The sequence below is a fragment of the Streptomyces milbemycinicus genome (assembly GCF_002154605.1).
Classification (GTDB): Bacteria; Actinomycetota; Actinomycetes; order Streptomycetales; family Streptomycetaceae; genus Streptomyces; species Streptomyces milbemycinicus.
In genome coordinates, this window is sequence record NZ_MUNE01000081.1 from 1 (window position 1) to 16,755 (window position 16,755).

9 protein-coding genes are annotated in these 16,755 nt (G+C 73.2%); 3 read left to right on the forward strand and 6 right to left on the reverse strand.

What is annotated here, in order from left to right; translation table 11 throughout:
* The 3 genes from CCN51_RS07545 to CCN51_RS07555 form a co-directional block, all read right to left on the reverse strand.
* Positions 1-2,655 (reverse strand): ATP-dependent helicase (locus CCN51_RS07545; protein WP_107425935.1); only part of this gene is annotated, 2,655 nt, incomplete at its 3' end.
* 120 nt (positions 2,656-2,775) lie between these two features.
* On the reverse strand, positions 2,776-6,405 hold the full coding sequence (locus CCN51_RS07550; RefSeq protein WP_086859387.1) for an ATP-dependent helicase: 3,630 nt from the start codon (positions 6,403-6,405) through the stop codon (positions 2,776-2,778).
* A gap of 156 nt (positions 6,406-6,561) precedes the next feature.
* Positions 6,562-7,026: an MGMT family protein gene (locus CCN51_RS07555; protein WP_014176642.1), complete on the reverse strand. Its 465-nt coding sequence runs from the start codon at positions 7,024-7,026 to the stop codon at positions 6,562-6,564.
* A gap of 185 nt (positions 7,027-7,211) precedes the next feature.
* Here CCN51_RS07555 and CCN51_RS07560 point away from each other — a divergent pair, with 185 nt between their 5' ends.
* From CCN51_RS07560 to CCN51_RS07570, 3 genes are all read left to right on the forward strand, one after another.
* The gene (locus CCN51_RS07560) at positions 7,212-10,106 is read left to right on the forward strand and encodes a lysylphosphatidylglycerol synthase transmembrane domain-containing protein (RefSeq protein ID WP_043486852.1); all 2,895 of its coding nucleotides are present in this window, start codon (positions 7,212-7,214) and stop codon (positions 10,104-10,106) included.
* A gap of 92 nt (positions 10,107-10,198) precedes the next feature.
* Positions 10,199-11,743 (forward strand): alpha/beta hydrolase, encoded by a 1,545-nt coding sequence (locus CCN51_RS07565; protein WP_078610461.1) that lies wholly within the window; start codon positions 10,199-10,201, stop codon positions 11,741-11,743.
* A 114-nt stretch (positions 11,744-11,857) separates the two neighbouring features.
* The gene (locus CCN51_RS07570) at positions 11,858-13,453 is read left to right on the forward strand and encodes an alpha/beta hydrolase (RefSeq protein WP_014176645.1); all 1,596 of its coding nucleotides are present in this window, start codon (positions 11,858-11,860) and stop codon (positions 13,451-13,453) included.
* Between the two features lie 83 nt (positions 13,454-13,536).
* Here CCN51_RS07570 and moeZ read toward each other — a convergent pair whose 3' ends face one another.
* The 3 genes from moeZ to CCN51_RS07585 all read right to left on the reverse strand — a co-directional run.
* The gene (gene moeZ / locus CCN51_RS07575) at positions 13,537-14,715 is read right to left on the reverse strand and encodes an adenylyltransferase/sulfurtransferase MoeZ (protein WP_014176646.1); all 1,179 of its coding nucleotides are present in this window, start codon (positions 14,713-14,715) and stop codon (positions 13,537-13,539) included.
* A gap of 156 nt (positions 14,716-14,871) precedes the next feature.
* Positions 14,872-15,846, reverse strand: a complete 975-nt coding sequence (locus tag CCN51_RS07580; RefSeq protein WP_014176647.1) for an NAD-dependent epimerase/dehydratase — start codon at positions 15,844-15,846, stop codon at positions 14,872-14,874.
* A 3-nt stretch (positions 15,847-15,849) separates the two neighbouring features.
* Positions 15,850-16,755: hypothetical protein (locus tag CCN51_RS07585; RefSeq protein ID WP_086859388.1), on the reverse strand; the 906-nt coding region annotated here is incomplete at its 5' end.

The window sequence follows — 16,755 nt, forward strand, 5'->3', positions numbered from 1 at the left end:
GTCGTACGCGTCGTCGTACGCGTCGTCGGGCGGGCCGGACAAGGGCTCGCCCGTCGACGGGTGCTGCGTGTCGTGTGCCGACGGGCGGTCCGCCACCAGCGGCTCGCTGTCCGCCGCCGCGAGCCGGTCCAGGTGGGCGAGGACCACGTCCGCGGCGTGGCGGCGGCGGGCCAGGCCCTGCGGGTCAAGGGGCAGCGGCCAGGCGCGGTCGGCGGCCGCGGCCTTGAGCGCCGGATTCTCCTCGTCCTCCTCCGGGGGCGGCGCCCACGCCTCGACCTCGCCGTGGCCCGCCTCACAGTGCTCGCGCAGAGCCTCCAGAAAGGCCGAAGGGCCGCGCGGCTTCTTCTGTGTGGGCCCCCACCAGTGGCCGGAGCCGAGCAGCAGGGAGCGGGGGCGGGTGAAGGTCACATAGCCGAGCCGCAGTTCCTCGGTCCTCTGATGCGCCTTCATGGACTCCTTGAAGGCGGTCAGCCCCTTGGCGTTCCAGGCGGCGACGTCCGGAAGCGTCTCCGCGTCGCCGCGCAGCGCGTGCGGCAGAACCCGTGCGTTCGCCGTCCAGGACTCGCGGGCCTGATCGCTGGGGAACTGCTTGTCGACCAGGCCCGGCACCGCCACCACGTCCCACTCCAGCCCCTTGGACTTGTGCGCGGTGAGCACCTTGACCGTGTTCTCCCCGCCGGGGAGTGAGTTGTCGAGCCCCTTCTCGTACTGCGCGGCAGTGCGCAGAAAGCCGAGGAACGCCAGCAATGTGGCCTCGCCGTCCAGGGCCGCGAAGCCCGCCGCGACGTCGAGGAAATTGCCGAGCGTCTCCCGGCGGCGGGCGGCCAGGGCCTGCGGCGAGGCGGACAGCTCGACCTCCAGCCCGGTGGTGGCCAGCACCCGGTGGAGCACGTCCATGAGCGGGTCGGCCAGCGAGCGGCGCAGCTCGCGCAGTTCGGCGGCGAGGCGGGCGAAGCGGACCCGGGCCTCGGCCGAGAACGGCAGCCCGTCATCCGGGCCGTCGGGGGTGAGGAAGGTGTCCAGGGCGTCGGCGAGCGAGACGACCTCGGCCGGGTCGACGCCCTCGACGGCCTCGGCGAGACGCCGGTCGGGGTCCTCGTCATCGTCCGGCCCGCCCGCCTCGTACCGTACGAGGGCGCGGGCGCGGCGGCCGAGCAGCGCCAGGTCGCGGGCGCCGATCCGCCAGCGCGGGCCGGTCAGCAGCCGCACCAGGGCGGCGTTGGCGCCCGGGTCCTGCAGCACCTCGCAGACGGCGACCAGGTCGGCGACCTCCGGGAGGTGCAGCAGCCCGGAGAGGCCGACGACCTCCACCGGGACCTCCCGCTCCACCAGCGCGCCCTGGATCCGGGCGAAGTCGCCGGCCGTACGGCACAGCACCGCGATCTCGCCGGGTGGGGTGCCGGTGCGCACCAGGTGGGCGATGGAGTCGGCGAGCCAGGCCAGCTCCTCGGCGTGGGTGGGCAGCAGCGCACAGCGCACCATGCCGTCCCGCTCCGCCCCAGGGGCGGGGCGCAGCGCCTCGACGCCCTCGTGCATGGCGCGCAGGGGCGCGGCGAGCCCGTTGGCGAGGTCCAGAAGGCGGCCGCCGCTGCGCCGGTTCTCGCTGAGCGCGAAGCGGCGCGCCGGGCTGCCGTCCGCGTGCGGGAAGTGCTCGGGGAAGTCGTCGAGGTTGGCCACGGAGGCGCCGCGCCAGCCGTAGATGGCCTGGCAGGGGTCGCCGACGGCGGTGACCGCATGGCCCGTGCCACCGCCGAAGAGGCCGGAGAGCAGCAGCCGCTGGGCGACCGAGGTGTCCTGGTACTCGTCGAGGAGGACCACCGCGAACTGCTCGCGCAGAATCCGGCCGACCTCCGGGCGGGTGCGGGCCAAGGTGGCGGAGAGCGCGATCTGGTCGCCGAAGTCGAGCAGATCGCGGCCGCGCTTGTCGGCGCGGTACGCCTCGACGAGGCCCAGGAGTTCCAGGCGGGCGTGGGCGGCCTCGGGCACCTTGCGCAGCTCGGCGTTGGTCAGCTTCACCCCGTCGAGGGTGTGCAGCAGCTCGCCGTCGTACGCGCGCAGCCGCTCGGCGGAGATCAGGTGCTCAGCCAGTTCGGCGTCGAGCGCGAGCAGATCGGTGACCAGGTCGGCGAAGGGGCGGATGAGCGCCGGGAACGGACCGGGGGCGGTGCGCAGCACGCGCGCGGCGAGCTGGAAGCGGGTGGCGTCGGCGAGCAGCCGGGCGCCCGGCTCCAGGCCGATGCGCAGGCCGTGCTCCTTGAGCAGCTGCCCGGCGAAGGCGTGGTACGTGGAGATGTTCGGCTCGCCCGCGGCGGTCTCAGGGGCCTGCGCGGCCTCCGGGGCCTGCGCTCCGGCCGGCGGCGGCACCGGGTCGGGGTCTGTCACCCCCGCCTTGACCAGCGCCTTCCGCACCCGCTCGGACAGCTCCCCGGCCGCCTTGTTGGTGAAGGTGAGGCCGAGCACCTGCTCCGGGGCGACCTGGCCGGTGCCCACCAGCCACACCACCCGCGCCGCCATCACCGTGGTCTTGCCCGAGCCCGCTCCGGCCACGATCACCTGCGGGGAGGGCGGCGCGGTGATGCACGCGATCTGCTCCGGGGTGAACGGAATGCCGAGGAGCTCCTTGAGCTGCTCGGGGTCGGTGATGCGGGTGGACATTCCAGTGAGGCTATCGGGGCCCGCTGACACCGCCGTCAACACTGGCGTCAACACCGAGGTCGGCGCCGGTCCCTGGCGGCCCCCGGCCGGCGCCGGTGTTACGAACGCCACATCGCTCGCTCACTCCACGACGTGCCGCCCCTCCGCCCGCGCGCTGCACGCCCCGCGGAACGAACAGCGGTTGCAGTGCTCGCCCGCGCTCGGGGAGAAGCGCTCGTCGAGTACGCGCCCGGCCGCCGTGGCCAACAGCTCGCCCACCCACTCTCCCCGCGGCGGCTCCTGCGCCTGCACCTTGGGGACGGCGTCCCCGCCCTCCTTGCGGGCGGCGCCCTGGCGCAGCTGTACGAGCTCCGCGCCGCCCGGCTCGGGGTGACCGTCCGCGAAGAGGCCGTCCACCGCGCCCTCGCGCACCGCGAGCTGGTACACGGCCAGCTGGGGGTGGTGGGCGACGGCGTCCCGCGTCACCGCCTGCTTGCCGGTCTTGAAGTCGACGACATAGGCGCGGCCTTCCTCGTCCGCCTCGACCCGGTCCATGCTGCCGCGGATCCGCACCTGGTAGGCGTCCGCCTCCAAGGTGACGTCGAATTCGTGCTCGGTGGCCACCGGGGCACGGCCGCCGCGCTCCATCACATGCCAGCGCAGAAAGCGTTCGAGCGCGGCTCGCGCGTGCTCCTTCTCCTGCCGCGACTTCCAGGGCGCGTCGAAGGACAGGGCGTCCCATACGGAGTCCAGCCGCTCCATAAGGACCGCGAGATCGGCCGGGGTACGGCCGGAGGCCACCTCGTCGGCCAGCACGTGGACGACGTTGCCGAAGCCCTGGGCGGCCGTCGACGGCGTATCGGCCTTCACCTCCCGCCCCAGGAACCACTGCAGCGAGCAGGTGTTGACGAGTTGGTCGAGCGCGCTCCCGGAGAGCGCCACAGGGCGGTCCCGGTCGCGCAGCGGGACCGCGCTGTGCGTCGGCTCGTACAGGCCCCACCAGCGGTACGGGTGCGCCGCCGGAACGAGCGGCTGGCCGTCGTCGTCGCGCAGCGCCGCGAGCCGCGCCAGGCGCCGCGCGGCGGCGTCCCGCAGGGCTTCGGAGGCCGCCGGGTCGACGGTGGTGGCGCGCAACTCGGCGACCAGCGCCGCCACCGACAGCGGGCGGCGCGGGCGCTGGGTGACATCCACCGGCTCGACGCCCAGCTCGGCCAGGAAGCGGGAAGGCTGATCCCCGTCGTCCGCGGCGGCCTTGACGGCCGTGACCACCAGCCGCTCCGCGGCCCGCGTCGCCGCGACGTAGAACAGCCGCCGTTCCTCGGCCAGCAGCGCCCCCGGGGACAGCGGCTCGGCCAGCCCGTCCCGGCCGATCCGGTCCGCCTCCAGCAGCGAGCCACGGCGCCGCAGATCGGGCCACAGCCCCTCCTGCACCCCCGCCACCACGACGAGCCGCCACTCGAGCCCCTTGGAGCGGTGCGCGGTCATCAGCCGTACGGCGTCAGGGCTGACCAAGCGGCGCGAGAGGGTGTCGGCCGCGATGTCCTGCGCGTCGATCTCGTCGAGGAAGTTGAGCGCGCCCCGGCCGCCGACGCGCTCCTCCGCGCGCGCGGCGGTCTCGAACAGCGCGCACACCGCGTCCAGGTCGCGGTCCGCGTTACGCCCGGCGGCCCCGCCGCGGTGGGCGGCCCGCTCCAGCCGCTGCGGCCAGGACGTGCCGTCCCACAGCTCCCACAGCGCCTGCTCCGCCGTGCCGCCGCCCGCGAGCAGTTCACGCGCCTTGCGCAGCAGCAGGCCGAGGCGCTGCGCACCGCGCGCGTACGCCGGGTCGTGCGCGACCAGGCGCTCGGGCTCGGCGAGCGCTTCGGCGAGCAGTACGTCGGAGGGGCGCGGCACGGCCCGCCCCGCCGCCCGCTCCTCCTCCCGCAACGCCCGGCCCAACCGCCGCAGATCGGCGGCGTCCATGCCCCCGAGAGGCGAGGCGAGCAGGGTCAGCGCGGTCTCGACGTCGAGCGCGGCGGCGCCGCCGGCGCCGCCCGCGGCCCCTGGGCGCCCACCGGGCGGCGCCCCCGCGCCCGCGTCGGGTCCGGCCGCGTCGGCCGCCCCGGCCACGTGGGCCCCGCCCGGCGCGGGGGAATCACCGACCGGCACGGGGTTGGCGGCCGGGGCGGCGTCGGCCACAGCGGCGTCCAGCCCGAGGTCGCCAGGCGTGGGGCCCCGTGCGGCACCGGCCGCGTCGGCAGCCTCGGCCGCGCCCGGGGCGGGGGAAGCCACGCCCAGCGCCTCGGCGAGCCCGGCGGGCTCGGCGGGCTCGGCGGGCGCCTGGCCGCGAGCCGCCATGGGCGCACCCCGTCCCGCAGGCTCCCGCAGCGCGGCCGTCGCGGCGGCGCGCAGGGCGGTCAGGAGGGGGGCCACCGCGGGCTCATGGCGCAGGGGGATGTCGTCGCCGTCGACCTCCACGGGCACGCCCGCCGAGGTCAGCGCGCGGCGCACGCCGGGGAGCGAACGGCCTCCCGCGCGCACCAGCACGGCCATCTCACGCCACGGAACGCCGTCCTCCAGGTGGGCGCGGCGCAGGATGTCGGCGATGTTGTCGAGCTCGGAGCCCGCCGTCGGGTAGGTGTACGCCTCGACCCGCCCGCCGCCGCGGACGGCCGACAGCTCCCGGTGGGCGCGCACCGAGTCCGCCGGAAGGCGGGTGAGCGGCATCCGGTGGGTGAGCAGGCGGGTGGCCGCGAGGAGCGTGGCGCCGGAGCGGCGGGAGGTGGTCAGGACCTGGACGGGCGCCGGTCTGCCGTCCCGGCGCGGGAAGCTGTACGGGAATTCGAGGATGCCGCCCACGTCGGCGCCGCGGAAGGCGTAGATCGACTGGTCCGGGTCGCCGAAGGCGACCAGCGTCCTGCCGCCGCCCGCCAGCGCGCGCAGCAGCCGCAGCTGGGCCACGTCCGTGTCCTGGTACTCGTCGACGAAGACGGCGTCGTAGCGCGCCGCCAGGTCCGCCGCCGTGTCGGACCGCTCGGCGAGCAGCACCGCCCGGTGCACCAGCTCCGCGTAGTCCAGCACCCCCTGGGCGTCCAGCACGTCCAGGTACTCCGCGAGGAAGGCCGCCGCCGCCCGCCAGTCCGGCCGGCCCTGGCGCGCCGCGAAGTCCCCCAGTGCGCGGGGGTCGAGCCCCAGTTCCCGGCTGCGCGCGAGCACCGCGCGTACCTCGTCGGCGAAGCCGCGGGTGGTCAGGCAGGCACGCAGCTCGTCCGGCCAGCGGACCGCGGCGCGCCCCTCACGCTCCAGCTCCGCCTGCCCGGCCAGCAGGTCACGGACGACGACGTCCTGCTCGGGGCCCGACAGCAAACGCACCGGATCGGCGAAAATGTCCATGTCCTGGTGTGCACGGACCAGGGCATAACAGAAGGAGTGGAAGGTCGTGGCCTGCGGGCCGCGGGCGCCCCCCAGGCGCGCCGCCATCCGATCGCGCAGCTCGACCGCCGCCTTGCGGCTGAAGGTGAGCACGAGGATCCGCTCGGGGTCCGCACCGCCCCGCACCCGCTCGGTCACCGCCTCCACGAGTGTCGTCGTCTTACCCGTGCCCGGACCCGCGAGCACCAGTAGCGGCCCGCCCGGGTGGTCGACCACGGCCCGCTGCCGTGCGTCCGGGGCAGGCGGAGCCACCGGGTCCGGCCGGGTGCGGACCAGCCGGTACGTACCCGGGGACGGCTGCCGCGAGGACGGCTGTCGAGCCTGCCGCTGGCGCGGAAGGGACGAGGAGGAGGAGCTCACGTGGATCGCCGGTCCTGGTGGGTGTGCTGGGTGCGGCACAGCCTCTCATGTGACGCGGGGCGTCACCCGAATGGCTGTGGATACGGCCGCGGGCGCGCCGCGGCGCTCAGGCATGGCTCCGGCCGGCCGGGGAACCGGCGGGCGCGCGGCCCGTCGTCAGTCGGCAGCTTCCCCACCAGCCCCACCGTCCCCTCCGGCCTCGCCGGCCTCGCCCTCACCGCCGTCTTCGCCGTCTTCGCCGTCTTCGCCGTCCCAGCGGGCCCGGGCCAGGTCGAGCCGCGGCAGATGGCCCTCGGCCGAGCGCGCCGCCTCGCGCAGCGGCGTGCCCTCCTCCCGGTAGTGGTCCAGCGCCCGCAGCTCATGGCCGGACAACAGCACGCCGTCCGCGCGCACCACGCGCCACCAGGGCACAGCGCCCCCGTAGAGCGCCATGACGCGGCCCACCTGCCGCGGACCGCCTTCGCCCAGCCATTCGGCAACATCGCCATACGTCATCACCCGGCCGGGCGGAATCAGCTCGGCGACCTCCAGCACTCGCTCCGCGTACTCGGGCAGCTCATGCGCGGCCCCCGTCCGCTCGCCCTCGGCGCGCTCACCGCTGTGATCGGGAATCCGGCTCATCCGGCACATCCTGCCGCATCCCACCGACAGCCCGGCCGGCCCTCCACAGGGCCCTCCCCCGATCCCCTCACCGGGGGTGCACCGATCCCATACACGACGTACGATCCGAATTTCACGCCCCCGAAATGCACCCTGATGCCCACCTCCCCAGCCCGGGCATGCCACCATCTTCCGGGCGGTGACTGGTGATACGAGATCAAGAAGAAACGGCCGAGCAGCAGGGTGCGCAGCCTCCTGAAGGGGAGGCCCGCGCCCCCAAGGCGCTGCCCCGCGCCAAAGAGCCGGAGCCGTCCGCCGTCACCCCTGATCCGTCCCCTGTCACCCCTGGTTCCTCCGGTTCTGCGGATTCGCCCGAGTCTCCCGACTGCGACGACCCCCACCCGCACGTCGACCGGGTGTCCGGCGACGAGCCGCTGCTCCCCGCCCGCGTCCACCGCCCCTTCGACCTGCTGCGGCTGCTGCTCGGCATCCTGGGCATCGGCACCGTGCTGGCCATCGCGGCCTTCGCGCACGGCACCACCGCCGGCCTGGAGAAGGACATCGGCCACGGCGCCGACCAGGCGCCGACGCTGCTGATCGACTTCGCGGGCCTGGCGGCCAGTGTCGCGGTGCTGCTGCTCCCGATGGCGTTCGCCATCGAGCGGCTGATCAAACGCGACGGGCTGCGGATCGCCGATGGCGTGCTGGCCGCCGTCCTCGCCCATGGCGTGTCCCTGGCCACCGACCTGTGGGTGGCCCGTGGCGCCCCCGGATCGATCCGGGAGGCGCTGACCCAGACGGCGCCCGGCGGCACCCTCAGCGACCCCGTACACGGCTATCTGGCACCCGTCATCGCCTATATGACGGCCGTCGGCATGGCCCGCCGCCCGCGCTGGCGGGTGGCCATGTGGTTCGTGCTGCTGCTCGACGCCTTCGCGGTGCTGGTGGGCGGCTACACCACACCGTTCTCGATCATCATCACCGTGCTGATCGGCTGGACCGTGGCCTACGGCACGCTGTACGCCGTCGGCTCACCGAACGTACGGCCCACCGGACAGCATCTGCTCGCCGGGCTGCGCCGCGTCGGCTTCGCGCCGGTCAGCGCGCTGCGATACGACGACTCCGACTCCGCGGACGACAGCCACGGCGACCAGACCGCCCGGACCGGCCAGGCGGGCCACACCGGCGATCGCGGCCGCCGCTATCTGGTCACCCTCGAGGACGGCCCGCCCCTGGACGTCACCGTCGTGGACCGCGAACAGCAGGCCCAGGGCTTCTTCTACCGCGTCTGGCAGCGGCTGACGCTGCGCACCATCACCCCGCCGCGCAGCCTCCAGTCGCTGCGCCAGGCCCTGGAACAGGAGGCGCTGCTGTCGTACGCGGCCATCGCGGCCGGCGCCAACGCACCGAAGCTGATCGCCACCTCCGAGCTCGGCCCGGACGCCGTGATGCTCGTCTACGAACACCTCGGGGGCCGCCCGCTCAACGCGCTGCCCGACGAGGCGATCACCGACGAGTTGCTGGCCGAGGCCTGGCAGCAGGTCCAGGCGCTCCAGTCCCGCCGTATCGCCCACCGCCGTCTCGACGGCGACGCGCTGCTGGTGGACCGTTCCGGCAAGGTCGTGCTGACCGATCTGCGCGGCGGTGAGATCGCGGCCGGCGACGTGGTGCTGCGGATGGACGTCGCGCAGCTGCTGACCACGCTCGGGCTGCGGGTCGGCGCGGAGCGGTCCGTCGCCGCCGCGGCCCGGGTCCTCGGCCCGGACGCGGTCGCCGACAGCCTCCCGCTGCTCCAGCCCCTCGCCCTCAACCGCAGCACCCGCGCGACGCTGCGCCAGCTGGCGCGCGAGCGCGCGCAGCGGCAGCGGGAAGCCGTCCTGGAGGCCTCGCGCGCCGCCAAGGAAGCCCGGGAGGCCAAGGCCGCCAAAGAGGCCGCGGAAGCCGGGGAGGCGGCTCAGCAGTCCGAGGCGGCGGACGAGACCGCGGAGAAGGCCAGGCATCGGCCAACAGCGGCTGCGGCCGCGGTCGACCGCAAGGTGCTCAAGGCCGAGAAGCAGGCGGAGAAGCGGGCGATCGACGAGGCCCTGGAGGGGGCCCGGGAGGAGGATCTGCTCTCCCAGATCCGTCAGCAGGTACTGCTGATCAGGCCGCAGGCGCCGATAGAGCCGGTGCGGCTGGAACGCATCAAGCCGCGCACGCTGGTCAGCTTCTGCGCGGGCGCCTTCGCCGCGTACTTCCTGCTGTCCCAGTTCACCCACATCAAGCTGGGCACGGTGGTCGGCGAGGCCAACTGGATCTGGGTGGTGGCCGCGCTGCTGTTCTCGGCGCTGACGTACGTCGCGGCGGCGCTGAGCCTGCTGGGCTTCGTACCGGAGAAGGTGCCGTTCGGGCGCACCGTGCTGGCGCAGGTCGCCGCGTCGTTCGTCAAGCTGGTCGCCCCCGCCGCGGTCGGCGGGGTCGCGCTCAACGCCCGCTTCCTGCAGCGCCAGGGGGTACGCCCCGGACTGGCGGTGGCCAGCGTCGGCGCGTCCCAGCTGTTCGGCCTCGCCAGCCATATCCTGCTGCTGCTGACCTTCGGCTATATCACCGGGACCGAGCGCACCCCGACCCTCTCGCCGTCCCGCACGGTGATCGCCGGGCTGCTGACGGCCGCGGTGCTCGCGCTCGTGGTGGCCGCGATCCCCGTGCTGCGGAAGTTCGTGTCCACGCGGGTGCGATCCCTGTTCGCGGGCGTCGTCCCGCGCATGCTGGACGTTCTGCAGCGGCCCAAGAAGCTGCTCACCGGCATCGGCGGGATGCTCCTGCTGACGGCGGCCAACGTGCTGTGCCTCGACTCCTCGATCCGGGCGTTCGGCGGCGACATGAGCTACGCGAGCATCGCGGTGGTCTTCCTCGCAGGCAACGCCCTGGGGTCGGCGGCGCCCACCCCGGGCGGCGTGGGAGCCGTCGAGGCGGCGCTGATCGCGGGTCTGACACTGGCCGGGCTGCCGTACGAGACGGCCGCGCCCGCGGTGCTGCTGTTCCGGCTGATGGTCTTCTGGCTGCCGGTGCTGCCGGGCTGGCTGGCCTTCACCCACCTCACCCGCAAAGAGGCCCTGTAGGGGCCTCACCCGTACGTCCCACCCGTACGTCCCACCCATACGCCTCACCCGTACGCCCGCACAGCGCGCGCCAAACCCGCGCAGGCCCGAGGATGGCAGCACGCCCCCACTCCCGGAGAGCCGCCGTGTCCCGATCCGTACGCGCCGGTGCGTCGGCCGCCGTCGCCCTGCTGCTGACCGCCGCCGTCGGCTGCGGTGGAAACGGTGGCGGGCGGCCGGACACCTCGGCTCACCAGAAGCTGAAGTGGTCCACCTGCCCCGCCCCCGACGACAGCGAGGACGGGGCGACCAAGGCCCCCGGCAAGCAGTGGGAGTGCGCGACGCTCCACGTCCCGCTGGACTACGGCAAGCCGCACGGGGACACCATCGGCATCGCCCTGATCCGCGCCAAGGCCACCCAGCCGAGCAAGCGGATCGGCTCGCTCATCTTCAACTTCGGCGGCCCCGGCGGCTCCGGCGTCGCGACGCTGCCCGCCCTCGCGAACGGCTACAAGGAGCTGCGCACCCGCTATGACCTGGTCAGCTTCGATCCGCGCGGAGTCGGCCGCAGCAGCGGGGTGAGATGCCTGGGAAACAGGCAGCTCGACGCCTTCTACACGGCCGACTCGACCCCGGACGACTCCGCTGAAGTGAAGTCCCTTGTAGGCCGCGTCAAGCGGTACGCCGCGGCCTGTGAGAAGAACTCCGGGAAAGTGCTTCCGTATGTCGGCACCGCCAACGCCGCCCGTGACATGGATCTCATGCGCAGCGTCCTGGGCGACGACAAGCTCCACTACTTCGGCGTCTCCTATGGCACCGAACTGGGCGGCGTCTACGCCCACCTGTTCCCCAAGAAGGTGGGGCGCGCGCTCTTCGACGGCGTCGTCGACCCGGCGCAGGACCCCGCACAGGGCTCCCTCGGCCAGGCGAAGGGCTTTCAGCTGGCGCTGAACGACTACATGAAGGCGTGCGACGCCAGTGGCAACGGCTACAGCTGCCCCACCCAGACGGAGATCCGCGCGCTGCTGAAGAGGCTCGACCGGCGCCCGGTGCCCGGCATCGGCAACCGCAAGCTGACCGAGGCCCTGGCCAACGGGGGCATCGCGCAATCCCTGTACTCGCAGGACTTCTGGCAGTACCTCACCCAGGGCATCGCGGACGCCCAAAAGGGCGACGGCAAAATCCTCCTGGCCCTCGGCGACGCCATGAACGGCCGCAACCCGGACGGCCACTACAGCACCCTCCAGTCCTCCCTCACCGCCATCTCCTGTGCCGACTTCAAACAGCGCTACACGGTCCACGACATCGAGGCGAAACTGCCCGAGTTCCGCAAGGCGTCCCCGGTCTTCGGCTCGTACCTGGCCTGGAGCCTCACCCAGTGCACCGACTGGCCGGTGCACGGCGCCTGGCGCACCCCGGACGTCAGCGCCCCGGGCGCCGCGCCGATCCTGGTCGTCGGCAACACCGGTGACCCGGCCACCCCGTACGCGGGCGCCCGGAAGATGGTGGAGGAACTGGGCCCGGGCGTCGGCGTGGAGCTGACGTACCGGGGCGAGGGGCATGGCGCGTACGACAGCGGCAACGCCTGTGTGCGCCGTACGGTCAACGACTATCTGCTGCGGGGCAAGGTGCCGCCGAGCGGAAAGGTCTGCGGCTAGATTCGTCCAGTGGGGCCTGCGGTGAGCAGGCGCCCTTACGTTCCGTAATCTGTGACCGAACTGAGAAGAGACCTGAACCTTCCAGGTCATACGGTGCTCATAGGATCCTCGGCTATGTCGAGTTCCATACGCACCATACGGGCCAGGGCGCTGGTCTCCGCGGCCGTCGTGGTCGCACTCACCGCCGTCGCGGGTTGCAACGACGACGGCGGCTCCAAGAATGGCAAGGGCGGCAAGGACAAGGCGTCCGAGGCGCCGTCGGCCTCCGGCCTGCCCAACTCCCTCACCGAACAGAAGCTCAGCTGGAAGTCCTGCCCGGCGCCCACCACCCTCCAGGGCGCCGGCGATGCCCCGGGCAGCGAATGGCAATGCTCGACCATGCGCGTTCCGCTGGACTACGCCAAACCGGACGGCGAGACGATCGACCTCGCCCTGATCCGTTCCGAAGCCACCAACCCGAGCAAGCGGATCGGCTCGCTCATCTTCAACTTCGGCGGCCCCGGCGGCTCCGGCGTCTCCACCCTCCCCGGCTTCGGCGCGGACTACCAGCGGCTGCGCGCCCGCTACGACCTGGTCAGCTTCGACCCGCGCGGGGTCGGGGAGAGCGCGGGCGTGAAGTGCCTGAGCGACAAGGAAGCCGACGCGTCCGACGCCGTGGACGGCTCGCCGGACGACGCCGCCGAGATCGCGGCGGCGACGGCGGAGCAGAAGAAGTACGTCGACGCGTGCGAGAAGAACTCCGCCAAGGTGCTCCCCCATGTGGACACCGTCAGCGCCGCCCGCGACATGGACCTGATGCGGCAGGTGCTCGGCGACAAGAAGCTGCACTACTTCGGCATCTCCTACGGCACCGAACTGGGCGGCGTCTACGCCCACCTCTACCCCAAGAACGTGGGACGTGCCGTCCTCGACGCCGTCGTCGACCCGACCGAGGACCCCGAGCGGGGCAACTTCGGCCAGGCGAAGGGCTTCCAGCTCGCCCTGGACAACTACCTCAAGGACTGCGCCACCAAGGGTCTGACCTGCCCGCTCGGCAGCGACCCCGACAAGGCCGAGAAGACGATCATCTCGCTGCTGAAGCGGCTCGACAAGAACCCGCTGCCCACCAGGAGCGGCCGCGAGCTCACCCAGGACCAGGCCGTGGGCGGCATCGCCGCCGCGCTGTACAGCAAGGACAGCTGGCAGTACCTGACGATGGGGCTGACCGAGGCCCTGCAGGCCAAGCAGGGCAACATACTGCTCCTGATGTCGGACTCCCTGGCCGGGCGCGACGAGAAGGGCCATTACAGCAACCAGGGGCCCGCCAACGTCGCGATCAACTGCGTGGACGACAAGCAGCGCTACACGGTCGCCGATGTGAAGGCGAAACTGCCCGAGTACCGCAAGGCGTCCCCGGTCTTCGGCGAGTTCCTGGCCTGGGGCATGCTCTCGTGCCAGGACTGGCCGGTGGCGGGCAAGACCGACCACCCCGAGGTCAGCGCCCCGGGCTCGGCGCCGATCCTGGTCGTCGGCAACACCGGTGACCCGGCCACGCCGTACGAGGGCGCGCGGAAGATGGCCAAGGGGCTGGGCGAGGGCGTCGGGGTGGAGCTCACCAACAAGGGTGAGGGCCACGGCGCGTACAACGGCGGCAGCAAGTGCACGACGGAGGTCGTGGACGACTACCTGCTGAACGGGAAGGTGCCGGCGGACGGCAAGGTCTGCTCGTAACCCTTCTACACACGAAGGGGCCCCGCACCGTCGAGAGACGGTGCGGGGCCCTTCGCGCCTCTACGGCGCCTCTTACGGCCGCGTCAGTAGACGGGCTTCTCGGGCTCGATCTGGTGGACCCAGCCGATGACGCCGCCGCCCACATGGACCGCGTCGGAGAAGCCCGCGGACTTCAGGACGGCCAGGACTTCCGCCGATCGGACACCCGTCTTGCAATGCAAGACGATCTTCTTGTCCTGCGGAAGGTCCTGCAAGGCGTTGCCCATCAGGAACTCGTTCTTCGGGATCAGCCGGGCGCCGGGGATCGAGACGATCTCGTACTCGTTCGGCTCGCGGACGTCGATGATGTCGATGTTCTCACCCTCGTCGATCCACTCCTTGAGCTGCTTGGGAGTGATCGTCGAACCGGCCGCCGCCTCCTGGGCCTCCTCCGACACGACGCCGCAGAAGGCCTCGTAGTCGATCAGCTCGGTGACGGTGGGGTTCTCACCGCAGACCGCGCAGTCGGGGTCCTTGCGGACCTTGACCTGGCGGTAGGTCATCTCCAGGGCGTCGTAGATCATCAGACGGCCGACCAGCGGCTCACCGGTGCCGGTGAGCACCTTGATGGCCTCGGTGACCTGGATCGAGCCGATGGAGGCGCACAGCACGCCGAGCACACCGCCCTCGGCGCAGGAGGGGACCATACCGGGCGGCGGGGGCTCCGGGTACAGGCAGCGGTAGCAGGGGCCGTGCTCGGACCAGAAGACCGACGCCTGGCCGTCGAAGCGGTAGATCGACCCCCATACGTACGGCTTGTTCAGCAGCACGCACGCGTCGTTGACCAGATAGCGGGTGGCGAAGTTGTCCGTGCCGTCCACGATCAGGTCGTACTGGGAGAAGATCTCCATCACGTTGTCGGCCTCGAGGCGCTCCTCGTGCAGCACAACGTTCACATACGGGTTGATGCCGAGCACCGAGTCGCGCGCGGACTCCGCCTTGGAGCGGCCGATGTCCGCCTGGCTGTGGATGATCTGACGCTGCAGGTTGGACTCGTCTACCTCGTCGAACTCCACGATGCCGAGGGTGCCGACACCGGCCGCGGCGAGGTACATGAGCGCGGGCGAGCCGAGACCGCCCGCGCCCACACACAGCACCTTGGCGTTCTTCAGCCGCTTCTGCCCGTCCATCCCCACATCAGGGATGATCAGATGGCGTGAGTACCTGCGGACCTCGTCGACGGTGAGCTCGGCGGCCGGCTCGACCAGGGGTGGCAGCGACACGGGGACTCCGTAGTGGGTGGGAGCAGGGTTGTTCTTCTGGTAACACTGCCATGGCCCATCTCATTCCGAGACGGGTGGTCCGGTCCGCGAGACGAATCCGTCCCACCACCCGGGCAGCACCGCCGCCGACCGTCGGCCCGGCCTTCCCGACGGCCCTCAGATCCGGCACGCCGCCTCCATCCAGATATCGGCCAGCGACTCCTCCAGCGCGATCCTGGAGCGCCAGCCGAGCCGGTCGCGCGCGGTGCGCACATCCGCCTGCTGCCAGCTGCCGCAGCCATCCGGATACGGATAGCCCGCCCCACCGGCCACATGCTCGACCTGGGCCCCGGCCGGGCCGCCCGGGGCCGCGTGGTGCAGCGGCCCGCGCCCCGGCGAGCCGTCGATCTCGTGCAGCGTGCCGCCGTAGCCCGCCACCCGGGCGAGCACGGCCGCCGCGTCGCGCATCCGGACGGCCCGCCCGCTGCCGATGTTGACGACCCCCTGCGCGGCCGAGAGCGAGGCCGCGTGCACCGCCCGCGCCACGTCCCGTACGTCCACGAAGTCGCGCTGCACCCCGAGGCCGCTCAACTTCAGCTCACCGTCCCCGGCCTGCATGGCCCGGCGCATCGCCTCGGCCAGCCGGCCCAGCGGCGACCCGGCCGGGGTGCCGGGCCCGACCGGCGAGAAGACCCGCAGCACCACCGCGTCCAGGCCCGACCCCAGCACCAGCTCGGTCGCGGCCAGCTTGCTCACCCCGTACGGCCCGCCGGGGCGCGGCACAGCGTCCTCCGCCGTCGACGAACCGGGCTGCGACGGCCCGTACTCCGACGAGCAGCCGACCTGGACCAGCCGGGCGCCGCAGCCGCTGCGCCGCAGCGACTCGCAGATCGTCGCCACGGCCACGGTGTTGTGCCGGGTCAGCTCGCGCGCCCCGCCACGGGTCGCGCCCGCGCAGTTGATCACCACTCCGGGGTGGACGGCGTTCAGGAAGCGGGTCAGCGCGCCGGGGCTGCCGGTGGACAGGTCGAACCGCACATCGGCGTCGTCGCCGCGGCCGAGCGCGGTGAGCTGGACGGCAGGGTCGGCGAGCAGGTGTTCGGCGACGTAGCGGCCGAGATATCCCCCGGAGCCGAGCAGCAGGACTCTCATCGGTCACGCTCCTGGGGCTGTGGGTCGGTCATGTCGTCGCTCATGTCGTGTGCTCCTTGTGGTGGTGGGGCGGAGAGGGTCGTGAGAAGCGGTGAGATATGGGGCGTACGGGGCGCCCGGGGTGTGGGCCGAGGCGCGGGAGAGCGCGGCGAACGCGTACGCCAGCAGCGCGAGGGCGGTGACGCCGCAGACCGTGGCTGGGACGCTGACGGGTCCGCAGACCGCCGAGCCCTTGGTCACCGCCTCGGCGAACGCCCCGCCGCCGGGCAGCCGGCCGACCACGGCCCCGCCCAGCGCCGCCGCCTCGGCCGCACAGGCCACGGCGGTGCCGGTGGCGGCGGCCCGGCGGAAGCCGTGGACGGCGAGCAGCCGGGCGACGAACAGCAGGACGCACACGGCCACCACGGCCGCGTCCAACGCGGCGGCTGTCGGGATGGCCTCAGGCGGGCGGCCGGGCAGCGGCAACGCGAACCGGACAGCGAGCCGGACCGCGAGCACCAGGGGCGGCAGGGCGCAGAGGAACAGCGCCACTGTGCCCGCGAGCAGCGGCCGAACCCCCGCCGCGAACTCCGCGAGCCCCCGGCTGCCCGCCAGCCTCCGGCGCGCCCGCCGGGCGAACCAGTGCGCACACCACGCGGCGGGCGCGACGGCGAGGGCGAGGACGACAACCGCCTCTGCGACGGGCCGGCCGGCGGGCGCGGCGCCGTAAGGCCGCCACGCGCCGGTCCGGGCCCCGTCCAGCAGCCAGTGCAGCCAGTCGCCGCAGAGGGCGTACGCGATGAGCCAGCCGACGCGGAGCAGCCCGGCCAGCCGCCCGGCCGACCCACCGCCCCGCACCTTCAGCGGCCCGCGCGCCAGACACAGCCACAGCGCGGCCATCACCAACGCGCCCCCACCCACCCCGGCAGC

Excerpts from the sequence above, each read along its gene's own strand:
- CCN51_RS07570 (WP_014176645.1), top strand. The coding sequence starts at position 11,858 with ATGTCGAGTTCCATACGCACCATACGGGCCAGGGCGCTGGTCTCCGCG.
- CCN51_RS07565 (WP_078610461.1), top strand. The coding sequence starts at position 10,199 with ATGGCAGCACGCCCCCACTCCCGGAGAGCCGCCGTGTCCCGATCCGTA.
- CCN51_RS07555 (WP_014176642.1), bottom strand. The coding sequence starts at position 7,026 with ATGAGCCGGATTCCCGATCACAGCGGTGAGCGCGCCGAGGGCGAGCGG.
- CCN51_RS07580 (WP_014176647.1), bottom strand. The coding sequence starts at position 15,846 with ATGAGAGTCCTGCTGCTCGGCTCCGGGGGATATCTCGGCCGCTACGTC.